The organism is Bradyrhizobium sp. 31Argb, assembly GCF_043638955.1.
In the GTDB taxonomy this organism is placed as follows: domain Bacteria; phylum Pseudomonadota; class Alphaproteobacteria; order Rhizobiales; family Xanthobacteraceae; genus Bradyrhizobium.
The window spans coordinates 1-18,015 of sequence record NZ_JBEGDB010000157.1; the positions used below are offsets into that span (position 1 = coordinate 1).

Consider the following 18,015-nt stretch of genomic DNA (forward strand, 5'->3'; position numbering starts at 1 on the left):
CTCCCTCGTTTGAGATTTCGACAACCTCATTCTGGCACAACTGATGCCGTAGGGGGCCGTCCACCCCATCAACCACCGATGCGGGTTGTGGCGCGAGCAAGCGGTTGCAGCTTTGCGCATCACATCCGCCTGTGGTTATGAGTCCCGGGTCAAGCCCGGGACGACACCGGTGTGCAGACAGCCTTCGCTACCACGTATCGACGCAGGGGCGCTTGCGGTGGGTGCGCGGCTGAGGCTTCGGCACCGAGCGCAGGCCGGACATGATCCAGTGGCGGGTTTGCGCGGGATCGATCACCTCGTCGATCTCGAGCACGGACGCGATCGAGACCGCCTTGCCGTTGGCATAGAGCTCGGCGACCTTGGCCTGGTAGTATTTTTCGCGCTCGGCCGGATCCTCGATCGCTTCCATCTCCTTGCGGAAGCCGAGCCGCACATAGCCCTCAAGGCCCATGCCGCCGAACTCGCCGGTCGGCCACGCCACCGTGAAGAAGGAGGCATGGAAACCGCCGCCGATCATCGATTGCGCGCCGAGGCCATAGCCCTTGCGCAGCACGATGCCGAACAGCGGCACGGTGAGGCTCGCGCCGGTGACGAACATGCGCGAGACATGACGCACGATCGCGGTCTTCTCGGCTTCCGGCCCCACCATAAATCCGGGCGTGTCGCAGAGCGAGATGATCGGGATGTCGAAGGCGTCGCAGAGCTGCATGAAGCGCGCGGCCTTGTCTCCGGCGGGCGCGTCGATCGCGCCGCCGAGATGCTTCGGATTGTTGGCGATCAGGCCAAACGGCTTGCCTTCGATGCGGATGAAGGCGGTGATCATGCCGACGCCGAAGTCGCGGCGGATTTCGAGCACCGAGCCCTCGTCGGCGACGAGATCGATCACCTTGCGGATGTCGTAGACGCGCAACCGGTTCTCCGGGATCGCGCGGCGGAGCAGCCGCTGGTCCGGCGCCTTCCAGTCGCTGACCGTGCCCTGGAAGTAGGACAGATATTTTTGCGCGGCGACGGTCGCCTCCGCTTCGTCCTCCACGAGGACGTCGATGACGCCGTTCGGCGCCTGGAACGACACCGGGCCGACCTCGGCCGGATGATAGACGCCAAGCCCGCCGCCTTCGATCATCGCCGGCCCGCCCATGCCGATCGACGCATTCTTGGTGGCGATGATGACGTCGCAGCAGCCAAGCATCGCGGCGTTGCCGGCGAAGCAATAGCCGGAGACCACGCCGATGACCGGCACGAGGCCCGAGAGCCGCGCGAACTGCACGAAGGATGGGCCGTCGAGCCCGGTCATGCCGAGCCGGTCGGTATCGCCAGGGCGCCCGCCGCCGCCTTCGGCGTAGAACACCAGCGGCAACCGCCATTGCTCGGTCAGCGAGAGCATGCGGTCGATCTTCTTGTGGTTCATATGGCCCTGCGTGCCCGCGAGCACGGTGTAGTCGTAGGCAATCACCATGCAGCGCGCACCCTCCGCGCCGAACTTGTCGGCGTTCACGGTGGCGACGCCGGTGATCAGGCCATCGGCTGGCGTGTTGTGGATGAGATCGTCGATCTTGCGCCGGCGGCGCTGGGCGGCAATCGTGAGCGCGCCATATTCGACAAAGGAGCCTTCGTCGACGAGATGCGCGACGTTCTCGCGCGCGGTGCGCTGGTTGGTCTTGCGCCGGCGCTCGACCGAAGCCGGCCGGTTCTCATCCAGCGTGATCGCATGACGCGCAATTACTTCGGCGAGATCGGGGCGGATGTAGTCGAGGTCGATCTCCGCCTCCTCCGCGACATGGTGGATGTCGACCTCGGCGGGCTCGAGGAACAGGATCGCCTCGCCATGCATCAGCGTGACGCCGACGCCGCCCGCGACCTTGGTCACCCTGCCGCCATGCGGCGCGGTGACGAGATGCTCCATCTTCATGGATTCAAGCACCGCGATCTGCTGGCCCGGACGAACGAGATCGCCCTCGGCCACATCGATCGCGACAATGGTGCCCTGCAATGGCGCCGGGACCGCGACCGAGCCTTCCGGGCCGGATTCGCTCGTCGACGGTCCAGCAACGGTACCGGCTCCGCCGTTCACCTCGACCAGCACCGGTTCATCGGCCTCCTTCGCCGCGGCGACCAGCGAGCCGGCATGCGCATCAATGAAATTGGTGCTGATCCGGTTGGCGGCAAAATCCGGATGCGCGAGGATCGCGCCGAGGAACGGGATGTTGGTGGCGACGCCGCCGATGCGGAATTCACGCAGAGCGCGTAGCGCCTTCTGTACCACATCGGCCCAGTTCGCGCTCGGCGAATGCACGATGACTTTTGCCAATAGTGAATCGAAAGCGGCGCTGGTCCTATAGCCGGTGTAGCCGAAGGTATCGACCCGCACACCCGGGCCCGACGGCAGGTCGAACACCGACAGCGTCCCGCCGGTCGGCTTGGTCTCGCCCTTCTCGTTCATCACCTCCATGTTGACGCGGAGCTGCATCGCGTAGCCGCGCGGCGACGGAACCGCAGCCTGCGCGAGACCGAGCGAGGCCAGCGTCGCGCCCGAAGCGACGGCGAGTTGCGCCTTCACGAGATCGATGCCGAGCACCTCCTCGGTGACGGTGTGCTCGACCTGCAATCGCGGATTGGCCTCGATGAAGGCGAAGTCGCCCGCGCCTTCACGGGCGTCGTCGTCGACAAGGAATTCGAAAGTGCCGAGATTGTCGTAGCGCGCAGCGGCCGCGAGCCTCGCTGCGGCTTCGATGATGCGCGAGCGCAGCGCGTCACTCAGCGACGGGCTTGGCGCCACCTCGATCAGTTTCTGGTTGCGCCGCTGGATCGTGCATTCCCGCTCCCACAGATGGCTGATCTGGCCCGAACGGTCGCCGATGATCTGCACCTCGATGTGACGGGCCTTTCGGATCAGCCGCTCGACATAGACGCCTTCATTGCCGAAGGCAGTCTTGGCCTCGGACTGGCAGCGCGCATAGGCCTGTTCGAGCTTGGCAGCGTCGTCGACGATGCGCATGCCGCGCCCGCCGCCGCCGGCGATCGCCTTGACCATGACCGCGCCGCCGGGGCCGAGCGAGGCGAAGAAGGCCCTGGCCTCCTCCAGGCTGGTCGAGCCGCTGGTGCCGGATACGATCGGCACGCCGCAGCTTTTCGCCAGTGCCTTGGCTTTCGCCTTGTCGCCGAACAGTTCCAGCGCGTCCGGCGACGGGCCGACAAAGGTGATCCCCTCCTCCGCGCAGCGCCGCGCCAGCGCGGCGTTCTCGCTGAGGAAGCCGTAGCCGGGATGCAGCGCGTCGCATGTCGCGGCCCTGGCTGCGCCGATCACCGCTTCGATATCGAGATAGGCGCGCGCGCCGCGGCCCGGAATCTCGTGCGTTTCATCGGCCGCTAGGACATGCCGCGACGTCGCGTCATCGGCGGGATAGATCGCCACAGTGGCAAGCCCGCTTTCGCCTGCGGCGCGGGCGATACGGATGGCAATCTCGCCCCGATTGGCGATCAGCAATTTCTTGAAAGGCATGAACGTTTCCGTCGACAAAAGAGCTAGCGATCCTTCATGGTCGGATCGAGCACGATGCGCAAGGACTCTCCGAGCGCGTTGAAGGCCCAGGGAGACCACCAGAATGGCGAGCCCGGGCGCATACATTTGCTCCGGCGCGATCTCCATATATTGGTAGGCGCGCGCCAGCATCGCGCCCCAGCTCGGGTTCGGCGGCTGGATGCCGAGGCCGAGAAAGCTGAGGCTGGCTTCCGCCAGCAGCGCGGCGGCCAGCAGCAGCGTCACCTGCACGATGACGGGCTGCAGCGTGTTCGGCAGCACGTGCCGCCACAGGATATGCCAGGCCGGCGCGCCGAAACACCTGGAGGCATCGACATAAAGTTCCTGCCGCACCACCAGCGTCCGCGCTCGGACGATGCGGGCCAGCGCCGGGAACATCACGATGCCGACCGCGATCATGCCGTTGGTGAGCCCGATACCGAGCGCACCGGTCACCGCAATCGCCAGCACGATCGCCGGGAACGACAGGAAGGTGTCGATGATCCGGCTGATGATGTCGTCGGTCCAACCGCCGAAGAAGCCGGTGACAAGCCCGACCGGCAGGCCGATCGCAACTGCGACACACACGGCCAGCACGCTGGCATAGACGGTCGCCGGCGCACCGTAGATTAGGCGGCTGAAGATGTCGCGGCCGAGATCGTCGGTGCCGAGCAGATGCGCCGGACCCGGCGGCGCCAGCATGTTGTTGACGTCCTGCGCGGTCGGCGAATAGGGCGCGATCCAGGGTGCGCCGATCGCGACGATGACGAGCACCAGCAGCACGAGGATCGCGAGCGCGGCCCGAAGATCACCGGCGAGCCAACGGAGGAAGCGCCGCGACCGGGTCGGCTTGGCGGGCAATCGCGGAGAGGCCAGCGCGAGGTCGGTCATTGCTCGATCCTCGGATCAATGGCGGCGCAGAGCAGATCGGTGATCAGGTTGACCAGGATCACCACGATCACCATCGTGAACACGACGCCCTGCACGATCGGAAAATCGCGCTGGATCGCGCCGCGCACGATCAGGCTGCCGAGACCGGGAATGGCGAACACCGCCTCGATGACGACGGTCGCGGCCAGCATCCGGTTCACGAGCAGGCTGATGATGGTGAAGAGGTTGACGCTGACATTCTTCAGCCCGTGCTGCCAGAGAATGCGGCTCATCGACAACCCCTTGGCGTGCAAGGTCCGCACATATTGCAACGACAGCACTTCCAGGAGCGAGCCGCGAAGCTGCCGCGCCACCTCGGCCATGCCGTAGGCCGCGATCGCAATCCCCGGCAACAGCGCGTGCCTGATCGCCTCGATCGGAGACGCGGTGAGGGATTTGGCGCCGGTCGCCGGCAGCCAGTTGAGCCTGAGCGAGATTTCGGCGACCAGGATCATCGCGAGCCAGAAACCGGGAATGGCGACGCCGAGCGAGGCGATCATACTGACGGCCTTGTCGACCCAGCCGTTGGGTTTGATCGCCGCGATCACGCCCATGGGGATGCCGGTCAAGAGCGCGAGGATCAGCGCAATCACCACGATCAGAAGCGTGTTCGGAAAGGCGCGGCCGATCGAGGTCGCGACCTGCTCGCCCGTCAACAGAGATTGCGAGAGGTCGCCCTGGATGACGTTGCCGAGCCAGACGCCATACTGCACCAGGAACGGCCGGTCGAGCCCGTAGATGTGGCGGATTTCGGTGATGCGCGCATCCGAGGCGTTGTCGCCCGCCAGCGTCACCGCGATGTCGCCCGGCACGAGCTTCAACAGCGCGAACACCATGAAGGTCGCGAGCACGATCACGGGCAGCGCCTGCAACAGGCGGCTGCCGACAACCTTGACCGGACTGCGTCGCGCCATCTCCCTCAGCTCTCCAGCCAGACGTCGTCGTATTTCGGCTTGCCGAGAAGGTTCGGGCGATAACCCTGCACCTTCTTGTTCATCGCGACCAGCTCGTACTGGAAAGCGAGCGGCGCGACGAAGGCGTTCTCCATCACCAGCCGCTGCACGGTGGCAAAGGCCTTTCGGCGCTGCTCGATATCTTCCGACGCCCGCGATTCCTTGATCGCGGCCTCGAGCTCCGGCGGCACCGGCGCACGGCCGGCATTGTAATAGGCGTCCTTGGTGAACATCAGCGAATAGGTCAGGCTCGGGTCCGGCCGCCCGGTCCATGCCGACAGCAGCCCGGAGCCGCGCTTCTCGCTGGCGAAGAACGCGGCGGAGGCTTCGGCGATCGGCGCGTTGGCGAAGCGTGCAGTCATGCCCGCCTTCCTGAGCTGCTCGATCAGGATTTCCTGGCGCTGCACCGAGTCCTGATCGGGATAGCCGAGGAGATCGAGCGTGAGACCATCCTTGAACCCGGCTTCCGCCAGCAGCTTGCGCGCCTTGTCGGGATCGTAGGGGTAGAGCCCGGCGACCGATTTGTCGTAGGCCCAATGCGCCTTCGGCAGGTTCATGTAGGCGGGCTCCGCCAGCCCGGCGAGCGCCGCCTTCACGAAGGACTCGCGGTCGATCGCAAAGTTCAGGGCCTGGCGGACCTTTGGATTGTCGAAGGGCGGCTTGGCCCAGTTCAGGAAGATCTGCAGGACATAAAGCGTCGGCCCGCTCACGACCTTGACGCTGCTGGCGCGCTCGATGATCGCCTTCTGGCGCGGCGGCAGTTGATAGATCAGGTCGTTCTGCCCAGCAGTGACGGAGCGCGCGCCGGTGGTCAGTTCCGGGATGATCGAAAACTCGATGCCGTCGGGAAGAGGACGGTTCGGCTTCCAGTATTTCTCGTTGCGCTTGACGACGATGCGCTCGCCATCCGCCCAGCTCACGAACGCATAGGCGCCGGCGCCGACCGGCTTGCGCGCAACGGTGCCGCCTTCGGCGGCCTTCAGCGCTGATGGCGAGACCATCATGCCGGCGCGGTCGGAGAGGATGAGGGGCAGCGCGGTGTCGGGCGTGCTCAGCTTCAGCGTGACCTGCGTGGGACTCGTAACCTCGACCGACGCCACCGAAGCAAGATCGGCCTTGATGTTGGATTTCTGGTCGCTCTTGTTGCGCTCAAGGTTGAATTTCACGGCGTCCGCATCGAGCGGCGTGCCATCATGGAAGGTGACGCCGCTACGGATGTTGAGCACCAAGGTGTTCGGATCGGTGAACTTCCAGCTCCCGGCAAGGCCGGGCTTTGGCGCCAGCGTCTCGAAATCCCATTCGATCAGCGTGTCGTACATCGTGAACAGGAAGGCGTGGTCGGAGCCGGCGCCGCCGGTGGCCGGATCGAGGCTCGACGGATTGGCGGGCGCCGAGATGCGCAAGGTGCCACCCCGCTTCGGCGCGATATCTGCCCACGCGCGGCCACTGAGCGTCACGCCGGCAATCGCGGCCGATGTCAGCGCGATAGCCTCGCGTCGCGTCATCTCTGTCATGTCATCTCCTCCCGGCAATTCTTGTTAGTTTGGTGCAAAGTTTGGATGTTCGGCGAAATGGCAGGCCACCCAATGGTCCGGTTGAAGCTCGCGCCAATCCGGCGACTTCTCCGCGCAGAGCGACCGCGCGTGGGGGCAGCGGGTGCGGAAGCGGCAGCCCGAGGGCGGATCGATCGGGCTCGGGATTTCTCCCTGCAGCATGATGCGGCTGCCCTCACGTAAGTGTGACGGCAATGGTCGCGGCTCGGCCGACAGCAGCGCCTGCGTATAGGGATGCAGCGGATGCTCGGAGACGCGCTCGGTCGGCCCAAGCTCGACGAAGCGGCCGAGATACATCACGGCGATGCGCTCGCTGATATGGGAGACCACGGCGAGGTCGTGGGTGATGAAGACATAGGTGAGGCCGAGCTCGCGTTGCAGGTCGGCGAAGAGATTGAGCACGTCGCCGCGAATGGACATATCCAGCGCGGCCACCACCTCGTCGCAGACGATCAGCTTCGGCTTCAGGGTCAGGGCGCGGGCGATCACCACGCGCTGCTTCTGCCCGCCGGAAAGCTGGTGCGGGTAGCGCTCGCCGACGTCCTGCGGCAGGCCGACACGATCAAGCGCCTCCCTCGCCTGCCGCTCGCGCTCGGCGCTGGTGCCGGCGCGCGCGAGGTCGAGCGGTTCCAATACCGACGAGAGGATGGTCATGCGCGGATTAAGCGCCGCATTCGGATCCTGGAAAATGATCTGATAGTCGCGGCGGTGGCTCTGGAATCTCTTCCGCGGCAGTGCCAGCGGATCAATCCCCTCATGCCGGATCGCGCCGGCGCTCGGCTTCAGCAGGAACACCAGGGCGCGGCCGATGGTGGTCTTGCCCGATCCGGATTCGCCGATGATCCCAAAAGTTTCGCCGCGGCGGACATCGAAATTGACGCCATCAACCGCCTTCACGGTGGCGCGGCGATCGCTGGTCTGAAAGCGCACTTCGAGATCGCGCACCGAGACGATGGTGTCCTGCCTGGTATCGGGGACAAGCGACATCACGGCGTCCCGGCCATCGCGGCGATCGGCGCCGATGCCGCGTGCTGCAATGCGCCCGGCAGGTCGAGCTCGCGGAAGCGCCAGCAGCGCACCTTCCGGCCGCCTCCCGCATCGAGCAGCTCCTGCTCAGCCTCGCAGCCAGACGCCACGTGGGCGCAGCGTGCGCGAAAACGACAGCCGTTCGGCATGTCGACGATCGAGGGCACCCGGCCCGGGATCGACGGCAGCCGGCCGTGACGCGGGCTTAAGTGCGGCAGCGACCGCAAAAGGCCGGAGGTGTAGGGATGCAGCGGCCGCACCAACGCCTCGTCGACCGGGGCGTCCTCGATCACCTCGCCGGCGTACATCGTGATCATCCGCGTGCAGGTCTCGGCGACCACGCCGAGATCATGGGTAATCAGCATCAGCGCGGTGTTCGAGGTCTCGCTGAGCTCGCGCAACAATTCGAGGATCTGCGCCTGCACGGTGACGTCGAGCGCCGTGGTCGGCTCGTCCGCGATCAGAAGCTGCGGGCCGCAGATCAAGGCGGCTGCGATCATGACGCGCTGGCGCATGCCGCCGGAAAGCTGGTGCGGGTAGTCGTCGATCCGACGCTCGGGCGAGGCGATGCCAACCCGGCGTAGCATCTCGAGCGTCTTCGCCCTCGCCTCCTCCTTGCCGACGCCGGTATGAACGCGCAGCGTCTCGGCGATCTGGTGGCCGACGGTGAAGACGGGATCGAGCGCGCTCATCGGCTCCTGGAAGATCATGGCGATCCGACGTCCGCGGATCGCGCGCATCGCCCGCGCGCTGCAGGAGACGAGATCTGTGCCATCGAACAGGATCGAGCCGTCGAGGCCGGCGAGATTGCCCGGCAAAAGCCGCAGGATCGAAAGGCCGGTGATGGTCTTGCCGCAGCCGCTCTCGCCGACGATGCCGACGCGCTCGCCGGGCGCGATATCGAAGTCGATCTTGCGCGTCGCCTGCCAGACGCCGAGCGAGGTCTTGAAGCGGATGCCGAGGCCGCGCACCGACATCAGCGGCGCAGAACCGCTGGCCGCGGCTTCCGATCGGCACTTTCTTGGTGCAGCCGCCGGCATCAACCCGCCGCCTGCTTCTTCTTCACGAGTTCTTCTTCCATCAGCATCTCGGTTCCGATGATGCCGTCGCGCTCAAGCTGGCCGATCTCGGCATCCGACAAGCCGAGCATGCCGGAAAGAATCTCGTAATTGTGCTCGCCGAGCGTCGGCGGTATCCGCCGGATCGGGAACGGGTGTGCGCTTTCACGAAACGGCATCGACGGCTGCGGATGCTTTCCGATGAAAGCGCGGTTGACCTCCTGGATGAAGCCGCGCGCCTGCAGTTGCGGATCGTGCAGGAGATCGATCGGCAGCCGCGCGACACCGGCGGCAACGCCCGCGGTCTGCAGCAGGTTCATCGCCTCTTCCGCATCGCGCCCGGCGGTCCAGGCTGCGATAGCCGCTTCGATTTCGCTTTCGACCCAGCGCCGGCCGGCGGCCGTCTTCAGCGTCTCGTCGCTGGCCCAGTCGGCGCGTCCGAGCAGCGTTGCGAGCCTCAGCCACATCGCATCGCTGGATACCGCGATCACGATCCAGTTGTCTTCGCCCGCAGAGCGGAAGCAGCCATGCGGCACGAAATCCGGATGACGATTGCCGTATTTGGTCGGCGGCTTGCCGTCGATCGAGTGCGCGATGATCCAGGGCGCGGCGAACGGCATCATGCACTCGATCTGCGCGAGATCGATGAACTGGCCCTCGCCGGTCAACTTCGCATGGATCAAGGCGGTGAGCACGGCGGCGCAACCATTGAGACCGCCGACGGCGTCGCCAAAGGCGGTATGGCTCATGACCGGCGGCCCGCCGGCGTCGCCGACCACACTCGGCAGCCCCGAGCCTTGCTTCAAGGTCGAGCCATAGGCGCGGCAATCGCGATGGACGCTGCCCGCGCCGAAGGCTGACATCGACATCATCACTAGCTTCGGGTTGAGTTTTCTCAGGACGTCATAGCTGAGGCCGAGTTTCGGCAGCACTTCGACAGAGTAATTGTCGACGACGAGGTCCGCATCCGCCAGCAGGCGCTTGGCAAGATTGAGCCCTTGCGGCCGCGTCAAATCCAGCGTGATGGCGCGCTTGTTGCGGTTCATGATGCAATAGCGCACCGACTTCTCGTACATCTGCTCCAGCACATAGGCCGGCCGCCGGTCGACGCCGCGCCACCAGTCCGGATACTGGATCGCCTCGATCTTGATGACATCGGCACCGAGATCGGCGAGCGTGCGGGTGCAGATCGGGCCGGCCCAGCCCATCGAGAAGTCGACAACGCGAATGCCTTCGAGCGGCAGGCGATTCGGTCCGCTCTGCTCCGGCAGCGGCACGCGCGGCGGCGTCTCGATCTGTTGCTGCTCGCCGATGGCGGGAACCTTGCCGCCACGACGCGGCGGCGTGCCGGTCAATCGCTGCATGGAGCCGGCGGAAAAACCGCGCTCCTCGCCGACCGAGACGGGAACGATCGCGCCGCGCGCCTGCTTCTCCTCATCGGCGATCAGCTCGGCGACTTCAGGCACCGGCACGATCGGAATCTTTCGCTTCAGCCCTTCGGCAAACCATTCCTGCGCGGTGCGCTGCTTCAGGCGGGGCAAGAACTTGGCTTCGATTGCCTCGACATGCTGCAATCGATCGACGCCGAGGAACAGCTTTGGATCATCGCGCAGCTCGAGCAGTCCGAGCATCTCGCAGAACGAACGCCATTGCGCTGGTGTCACCGTGGTGACGCCGAGCCAGCCCTGCTTGGTCTCATAGATGCCCACGGGAAAGGTCGGCCAGAACCGGTTGACGCCGATCCGCCGCATGACATCGCCGCGGGAAAACGACTCGAACATGATGTATTCGGTCACGGCAATGGTGGATTCGAAGATGCTCAGGCGGCTCGCGCGCCCGCGGCCATCCTGCATCCGGCCCAGCACCGACGATGATGCAGCGATGAAACCCCAGAGCCCTGCCAGAATGCCGGTCTGGAAATCCGGCGCGTGCATCGGCGGCCCTTCGATCGGCCCCACCAATTTGATCAGGCCGGTCAGCGCGCGAATGGTCGAGTCGGTCGCGGCAAAGCCGGCGTAAGGGCCGACATCGCCGAACCAGTCAGCTTCGAGATGGATCAGGCCGGGATGCTTCTCCTTGATGGCGGCGAGATCGAGGGGCGGACAATCCGCCGCATCGATATCGCGGCCGTCGAGCAGGATGTCGCAGCACTCGATCAGTTCCGTGAGGCGGGAGGATGCGCTGGTATCCCAGCGATCCAGCATAACGCTCGACTTGTTGAAGTTGAGGAACGCAAACCAGGCGCTCTCGCCTTCCGGCGTCAGCGGCGCCGCGCGGCGAAGCGGATCGCCCGCCGGCGGCTCGACCTTCTGCACGGTGGCGCCGAAATCAGCGAACAAACGCGCGCAATAGCTGATCGCAGCCGCGCTCCCGATCTCGACAATCCGCAGATGCGACAACGCGCCCATCACGTTTCCTTAAGACCCCGCGTGGCCGGCGCGAACGATGCACCGGCTCAGTTTTTTGTTGCGAACATCAAACCTTGCGGGCGCGATGATGCAAGCGGAAAATTCTCCCGCGTTGCGGAAATCGCTTTGACGTGCTTGCGTTTAGCGACAGTCGAATTGCGCTTCGAACCAGTTTTCGAGCGAAGTCGAAAGCGGCTGCCACACGCGCTGGAAGTGCGAGAGTTTCGCGGCGCTGCCGCGATAGATCGCGCGCAACTCCTGTTCAATCGCAGGAAGATCGACACCGGTGACACGACCTTCGCTGACGATCGTGCGTCCATCGACAACGACGTCCTTGAGCAGCGACGCATTGCCGCGCGCGAACAAAAGATCGAGCGGATCGACCGGCAGAATCTGGTCGCGATCGAGACGATCGAGATCGAGCGTGACGAAATCGGCCGGCGCACCCGGCTTAAGCTCACCGCTTCCCGGCGCGCCGGTCGCGCGGCGGCCGTTGCGGATGGCAAGCGCGAAGAACTCGGCCGGCGTCCAGGTCCGCTTGAAGCCTATGCCGCCGTGCATCATCTGCACCAGCCGCATCTCGCGCAGCACGTCGTCGTCCTCATCGAGCGCGAGCCCATCGACACCGACGGTGACCGCGCAGCCGCATTTGTGTGCGGCGGCGATCGGCGCGAGGCCGGAACGCAGATGTATGTTGGAACTGAAATTGGTGACAATGCGCGCGCCGGAGGCTGCGATCATGTCCAGCTCGTCGAGGCGTGCATGGATGCAATGCGCGAGCGTCAAGCGTTCGGAGAGAAAGCCGATCTCGCGGAGATAGCGGACGATGCCATCAGGAAAGTTCTGGTCCGCCCACGCGCGCTGGTAGATCGTCTCCAACAGATGCATGTGAATGCGGCGGCCGGTCAGCGCGGAATTCTCGGCGACGGCCTCCAGCAGCGGTTGGGAGCACCATTGCACGCCGGCCGGGCCAAGCTGCACATCGATCTTGGGGCCGGCAATCGCCGCGGCAATCGCGTCGGTCAGTTCGATGTAGGCGTTCGGCGACATCGGCGCGCGGACGAACAGTTCCTCGATCGTCTTGCGATCGTCGCAGGACAGATTTGAGAGCACCGGCTCGGCATCGCCATAGACGACCGGATTCTGGTCGCGCACGGCGATCGCAAAGGCGATGCGGATGCCGACGTCTGAGGCCGCGCGCGCGATATGCTTTGCTTCCTCCACCAGCGGCATGGTTCCGCTCGGGCGGGTGTAGTGCACCATCACCGCCGCGCAGCCGGCACGCGCCGAGCGCGCCAGCGCGGAAGCCGCCGTGAGATAGGGATCGACCGGCGAGCCCAGTACGGAGCGCAACAGCCAGCTCTCCAGGGGCATGCCGAGCGCGCCGAACGACGATGCGGTCGGCCGCGCATGATCGTGGGCGTTGACGAAGGCGGGAAGCACGAAGGAGCGCGGCCCCGCCGGCGGCGCTCCTTGATCGATTTGATCGATGGAGGTGATGATGCCGTTGTCGTGCCGGAGCACGACATCATCAAGCACGCCGCGGTCAGGGCCGGCGAATAGGCTATGGGCCGGCACTTCGTTCGCCATGACCGCAGACTATCTCAGTTCGTGGTGTAGACCAACTCCCGCTCGGCCCGCGGCGGCAGGAACTCGCGGGTGAAGATTTCGGACGGCGTCGGCGTGCGCGTGAGTTGATAGCCTTCGACAATGATACCGATGGCGCGGGCCATGCGATCATCCTTGACGTCGCCGACGCCGATCTCCTTCATCTCCGGCGAGACGATCAGCTTGTCGAAGGAATATTGCAGGCGGCGCTTCTCGACGTCGACATTGATCAAATTGTCGAAATTCACCGCGGCCTTCATGCCGGCGTTCTGGTCTTTTGCCACTGCGATCAGGCCCTTGTTAACGGCGCGGACGAGACCGGCGACCGCCTTTGGATTGGACGCGAGCAATTTGCGCGCGACCATCACGCCGTTGGAATAGAGATCCATTCCGTAATCGCCGAACGAGAACCATTTGAAGTCCTTGTCGGGATCCTGGCGGTTCAGCACCAGGTTGAAGTAGCTGGTGATGTTGAAGACGAGCGCGGCGTCGATGTCGCCCTTGATCAGCATCGGCTCTTGCAGGTTCGGCGCCATGTTGGAGATCTTGATCTTCTCGCCATCGAGCCCGTTCTTGTGCACGAACACCGGCAACAGCCGCGTGGTCGGCGTGCCCTGGGCGCCGCCGAGCGTGTGACCTTCGAAATCCTTGATGGTGTTGATGCCGCTGGATTTTTTCGCGACGATCGCAAATGGCGGCTGGTTCCAGATCATGTAGACCATCACGGGCGCGTCCTGCGGCTTGGTCGCGGCGTTCTGGATGATGGCGTTGACGTCGCCGAAGCCGGCGTCATAGGCGCCGGACATGATGCGCGTCACGGTCGCGCCCGAGCCTTCGCCCTGGTCGATGACGACGTTGAGGCCTTCCTCTTTGAAGAAGCCATGGTCCTTGGCGTAGAAGAAGGCGGCATCCGAGCCTTGCGTCTTCCAGCCGAGCGTGAACTTGATCGTGGTTTCCTCGGCCGACGCGGGTCCTGCGAACAGGGCCAATCCCAACAGCGCGGCGCTCACTTTCTTCAGCATGACGACCTCACAGACAATGGTTGACGAAATTCTTTCTCAGGTGGCAATCACGTCGTTCTTGCGCGTGGCCCAGCCGGTGACCTGGCCTTCGATCAGCGAGAACACCACGTAGAGCGCGACGCCGAGGCCGGCGAGCACGAACAGCCCGGCGAACACCAGCGGCACGTTGAAATTCGATGACGCGGTCATCATCACGTTGCCGATGCCGCGATTGGAGGCGACGGTCTCCGAGAGAACCGCGCCGACAAAGGCGTAGGAGATCGCGACCTTCAGCGAGGCGAAGAAGAACGGCATCGTCCGCGGCAAGCCGACATTCCAGAGGATATCGAACTTGCTGGCGCCCAGCGCCTTCAAGACGTCCTCGAGCTCGGGCTCGGTGGTGGCAAGCCCGGTGGCGATGTTGACAACGATCGGAAAGAAGCAGATCGACAGCGCGGTGAGAACCGCCGGCACCGTGCCGGAGCCGAACCACAGCACGAAGATCGGCACCACTGCGACCTTCGGGATCGAAGAGAAGCCGATCAACAGCGGATAGACTGTGTCATAAGCGGTCTTGGAAACTCCAATGAAGGCGCCGAGCACGACGCCCAGCGCGACGCCGAGCACGAAGCCGAACATCGTGGTCGCCAGCGTCTGGATGATGTGCGGCCACAGCACCGGAAAACGCTCGACCAGCGTCACCAGGACCTGCGACGGCCGCGGCAGCACCAGGTCGGACATGCCGGTCATCAGGCAGAACAATTCCCAGGCGACGAAGAACAGCACGATCAGCGCCGCTGACCACGCCTTCTGCCTGATATCGAGTGCAGACATTTCAGGTCGCTCCTTCCTGCACCGCGCTGCGAGCATCGACGATCATCGCGCGCAGCTTCTGGTTCAGCGCGACGAAATCCGGTTCGAAGGTCATCGCCACCGTGCGCGGCCGCGCAAAGCCGACATGGCTGTCGTCGAGGATGCGACCGGGACGCGCGCTCATCACGCAGATGCGGCTGGCGAGAAAGCCGGCCTCGCGCAGATCGTGGGTGACCAGCAGCACCGTCGGCTTGTGCGTCATCCAGAGCCCCTGCAGGATCGACCACAACTCCTCGCGCGTGAACTGGTCGAGCGCGCCGAACGGCTCGTCGAGCAGCAAGAGGCGCGGCTCATGGATGAGCGCCCGGCATAGATTGGCGCGCTGGAGCATGCCACCGGAGAGCTGCCAGGGAAAACGGCCGCCAAAGCCTTTCAGGCCGACCTGCTCCAATAGCGCGTTGGCCTTGTCGCGGAATTCGGTCTTGCGCAGTTTCCGGAATTTTGAGCGGAACGGCTCGACGATCTTGAGCGGCAGCATGATGTTCCGCTCGATCGTCATCCACGGCAGCATGGTCGGATTCTGGAAGGCCATGCCGACCCGCATCGCGCGTGCCGCCACCTCGCGGCCGCCGACGATGACGACACCAGTGGTCGGCTGCACCAGGCCGCTGACCAATCGCAGGATCGTCGACTTGCCGCAACCGGACGGACCGACCAGCGCGACGAACTCGCCCTCGCTGATCCGCAGCGTCGTCTTCGACAAGGCCGGCACCGCGCGGTCGCCGCGACCGAACGTCACCGAGGCATCGGACAGCTCAATGGCAATCGGCGTGCTGCCGGAGGGAACCGGCTCGCCCGAGAAGTCGGAATTTGCTTGCATGCGCATCACGGCAGAAAGTGCATGCAAGCCAGATGCCAGCCGGACTTTTCCGCGGAAGCAACGCGGATCGAGGAAATCGGTACCGCTCAAGCGGATTCAATTTAGGCAATCCGACTATCAAAGTGCATGCAATTCGTGCGCACACTTATTGGACGCCTATGCTACGAATGACATCGAAGCACTTACGGGACCAACCGATGGCGCCGCGCGCGGCCAGCAAGACTGCTGAAACGTCCGACAAGGTCAGCGTGATCTGCCGTGCGCTCCGCCGTGCCATCATCGAGCAGGCGCTGGAGCCGGGCGCGAAGCTGCCGGAGGATTCACTTGGCGAGCGGTTCGGCGTCAGCCGCACCATCGCGCGCCACGCGCTGGGTCAATTGGCGGCCGAAGGTCTGGTCGAACTGCGCCGCAACCGGATCGCAGTGGTGGCAACGCCGAGCTGGCAGGATGCGCGCGACGCCTTCGATGTCCGCATTCAGCTCGAACGCCTCGTGGTACGCCACCTCGCCGGCAAGCTGACGAAAGCGCAGATCGCGGAATTGAACGCCCATGTCGATGCCGAAGACCGCGCCCGCGGCGGCTCGGACCCGGTCTCGATCCGGCTTGCGACCGAATTCCACATCCTGCTCGCGCACATGACGAACAGCCCGATCCTGATCCGTTATGTCAGCGAGATCGCCTATCGCTGCTGCCTGACGCTGTCGCTGTTCAGCCGGCCGCATTCCTCGGAATGCGCGATCAACGACCATCGCGCGATCATCGCGGCGCTGGTCAGGGGCGACGAGGACAAGGTGATGAGCCTGATGCACAGCCATCTGGACTCGGTGGCAGGCCGCGCGCTGGTCGCTCCCGTCCCGCAGCGCGGCCGCGACCTGCTCGACATTCTCGCGCCCTATGCCGAAGAGGCGGAGAGTGGCCGCCTCGTGAAAATGCCGAAGGCGGCGCGCGGACGCTAGCGACGATGCGAACTGCCTTCGATCTCATCTTCCGTAATGCGCGCACGCGAAATGCGAGCACGCCGGTCGATATCGGCATCGCCGGCGGCCGGATCGCAGCGATCAAACCGCGCCTCATCTGCGAGGCGGCGGAAATCGATGTCGGCGGCAGGCTGGTGCTATCAGGCTTCGTCGACACCCATATCCATCTCGACAAGGCCTGCTTGCTCGGCCGCTGCGCTCATGACCATGGCAGCGTCGGCGAAGCGATCCGGGCGGTGGCGGCGATGAAGCGCGATTTCACCGTCGAGGACATCTACACCCGCGGCGCGCGCGTGATCGAACGCGCGATCACCTTTGGCACCACGCGGATGCGCACGCATGTGGAGATCGATCCGCGCATCGGCCTGCGCGGCTTCGAGGCGATCAAGGCGTTGAAGCGCGACTATGCCTGGGCGATTGATATTTCGCCGTGCGTGTTCCCGCAGGAAGGGCTGACCAACGATCCCGGCGCGGAGGAATTGCTGATCGCGGCGCTGCGCGACGGCGGCGAGGCGATCGGCGGCTGTCCCTATACGGACACCGACCCGAACGCGCATATCGAGAAGATCTTCGATCTGGCGCAGGAGTTCGACGTCGACGTCGACCTGCATCTCGACTTCGACCTCGATCCGTCCTGGTGGCACATGGAAGAAGTGTGCCGCCAGACCGAACGCCGGAATTATCAGGGACGTGTTGCCATCGGCCATGCGACCAAGTTATCGGCGCTGCCACCGGATCGGCTGAAGGCGGCAACCGAACGGCTGGCAAGGGCTGGCGTTGCGGTCACCGTGCTGCCCGCGACCGACCTCTATTTGCTGGGGCGCGACGCGACGCACAACGCGCCGCGTGGCCTCACCGTCGCGCACAAACTCGCCGCCGACGGTGTGCTGTGTTCAGTGGCGACCAATAATGTGCAGAACCCTTTCACGCCGTTCGGCGATGCCTCGCTGCTGCGGATGGCCAATTTCTATGCCAACATCGCCCATGCCGCCGTCAACGAGTTCGACGCCTGCCTCGATCTGGTGACGGACCTCCCTGCCCGCCTGATGAACCTGCGCGATTACGGCATCAGCGTCGGCAATCCCGCCGACATCATCGTGCTCGATACCGACAGCGGCCGCGGCGCGATCGCGGAATTGCCTGACGTCCTCATGGGTTTCAAGAGCGGACGCCAGACCTTCGCGCGGCAGCGGCCGATGCTGTTTCCGCCAAAGAGCTAGTGGTCTATCACAGTGATTTTGACTCTTTGGGGGTGGCTGGATAGGCGCGGCCGAGTTTGGCGCGAGCTTTG

12 protein-coding genes and 1 pseudogene are annotated in these 18,015 nt (G+C 64.8%); 2 read left to right on the forward strand and 11 right to left on the reverse strand.

What is annotated here, in order from left to right; genetic code table 11:
* Positions 1-187: 187 nt before the first annotated feature.
* The 11 genes and pseudogenes from AAFX91_RS26060 to AAFX91_RS26110 form a co-directional block, all read right to left on the reverse strand.
* Positions 188-3,499 carry a carboxyl transferase domain-containing protein gene (locus tag AAFX91_RS26060; protein ID WP_394568583.1) on the reverse strand — a complete coding sequence of 1,104 codons (3,312 nt, stop codon included), beginning with the start codon at positions 3,497-3,499 and terminating at the stop codon, positions 188-190.
* Between the two features lie 105 nt (positions 3,500-3,604).
* Positions 3,605-4,408: pseudogene (locus AAFX91_RS26065) on the reverse strand (ABC transporter permease); the annotation flags it as partial.
* Positions 4,405-5,361 carry an ABC transporter permease gene (locus AAFX91_RS26070; RefSeq protein ID WP_394568572.1) on the reverse strand — a complete coding sequence of 319 codons (957 nt, stop codon included), beginning with the start codon at positions 5,359-5,361 and terminating at the stop codon, positions 4,405-4,407. The gene AAFX91_RS26070 and the pseudogene AAFX91_RS26065, both read right to left, overlap by 4 nt.
* A gap of 5 nt (positions 5,362-5,366) precedes the next feature.
* Positions 5,367-6,914, reverse strand: a complete 1,548-nt coding sequence (locus AAFX91_RS26075) for an ABC transporter substrate-binding protein (protein ID WP_394568573.1) — start codon at positions 6,912-6,914, stop codon at positions 5,367-5,369.
* 24 nt (positions 6,915-6,938) lie between these two features.
* On the reverse strand, positions 6,939-7,940 hold the full coding sequence (locus AAFX91_RS26080) for an ABC transporter ATP-binding protein (RefSeq protein ID WP_394568574.1): 1,002 nt from the start codon (positions 7,938-7,940) through the stop codon (positions 6,939-6,941).
* Entirely contained in the window at positions 7,940-9,019 is a 1,080-nt protein-coding gene (locus AAFX91_RS26085; RefSeq protein ID WP_394568575.1) for an ABC transporter ATP-binding protein, read from the reverse strand. Before AAFX91_RS26085 ends, AAFX91_RS26080 begins: the two co-directional genes overlap by 1 nt.
* A complete protein-coding gene (locus tag AAFX91_RS26090) occupies positions 9,019-11,445 on the reverse strand; it encodes a CaiB/BaiF CoA transferase family protein (RefSeq protein WP_394568576.1) in 2,427 nt (808 codons plus the stop codon). The genes AAFX91_RS26085 and AAFX91_RS26090 overlap by 1 nt, the downstream gene beginning before the upstream one ends.
* 141 nt (positions 11,446-11,586) lie before the next feature.
* Positions 11,587-13,035, reverse strand: coding sequence for an amidohydrolase family protein (locus AAFX91_RS26095; protein WP_394568577.1), 1,449 nt, complete (start codon positions 13,033-13,035; stop codon positions 11,587-11,589).
* A gap of 14 nt (positions 13,036-13,049) precedes the next feature.
* Positions 13,050-14,075, reverse strand: coding sequence for an ABC transporter substrate-binding protein (locus tag AAFX91_RS26100; protein WP_394568578.1), 1,026 nt, complete (start codon positions 14,073-14,075; stop codon positions 13,050-13,052).
* 36 nt (positions 14,076-14,111) lie between these two features.
* Entirely contained in the window at positions 14,112-14,888 is a 777-nt protein-coding gene (locus tag AAFX91_RS26105) for an ABC transporter permease (RefSeq protein WP_394568579.1), read from the reverse strand.
* Between the two features lies 1 nt (position 14,889).
* Positions 14,890-15,747, reverse strand: coding sequence for an ABC transporter ATP-binding protein (locus AAFX91_RS26110; RefSeq protein ID WP_394568580.1), 858 nt, complete (start codon positions 15,745-15,747; stop codon positions 14,890-14,892).
* Positions 15,748-15,944: 197 nt separating this feature from the next.
* Between AAFX91_RS26110 and AAFX91_RS26115 the strand changes: the two genes are divergently transcribed.
* Complete coding sequence (locus AAFX91_RS26115) at positions 15,945-16,703, forward strand: GntR family transcriptional regulator (protein ID WP_394568581.1); 759 nt, start codon at positions 15,945-15,947, stop codon at positions 16,701-16,703.
* Between the two features lie 5 nt (positions 16,704-16,708).
* Positions 16,709-17,944 carry an amidohydrolase family protein gene (locus AAFX91_RS26120; RefSeq protein ID WP_394568582.1) on the forward strand — a complete coding sequence of 412 codons (1,236 nt, stop codon included), beginning with the start codon at positions 16,709-16,711 and terminating at the stop codon, positions 17,942-17,944.
* Positions 17,945-18,015: the final 71 nt, after the last annotated feature.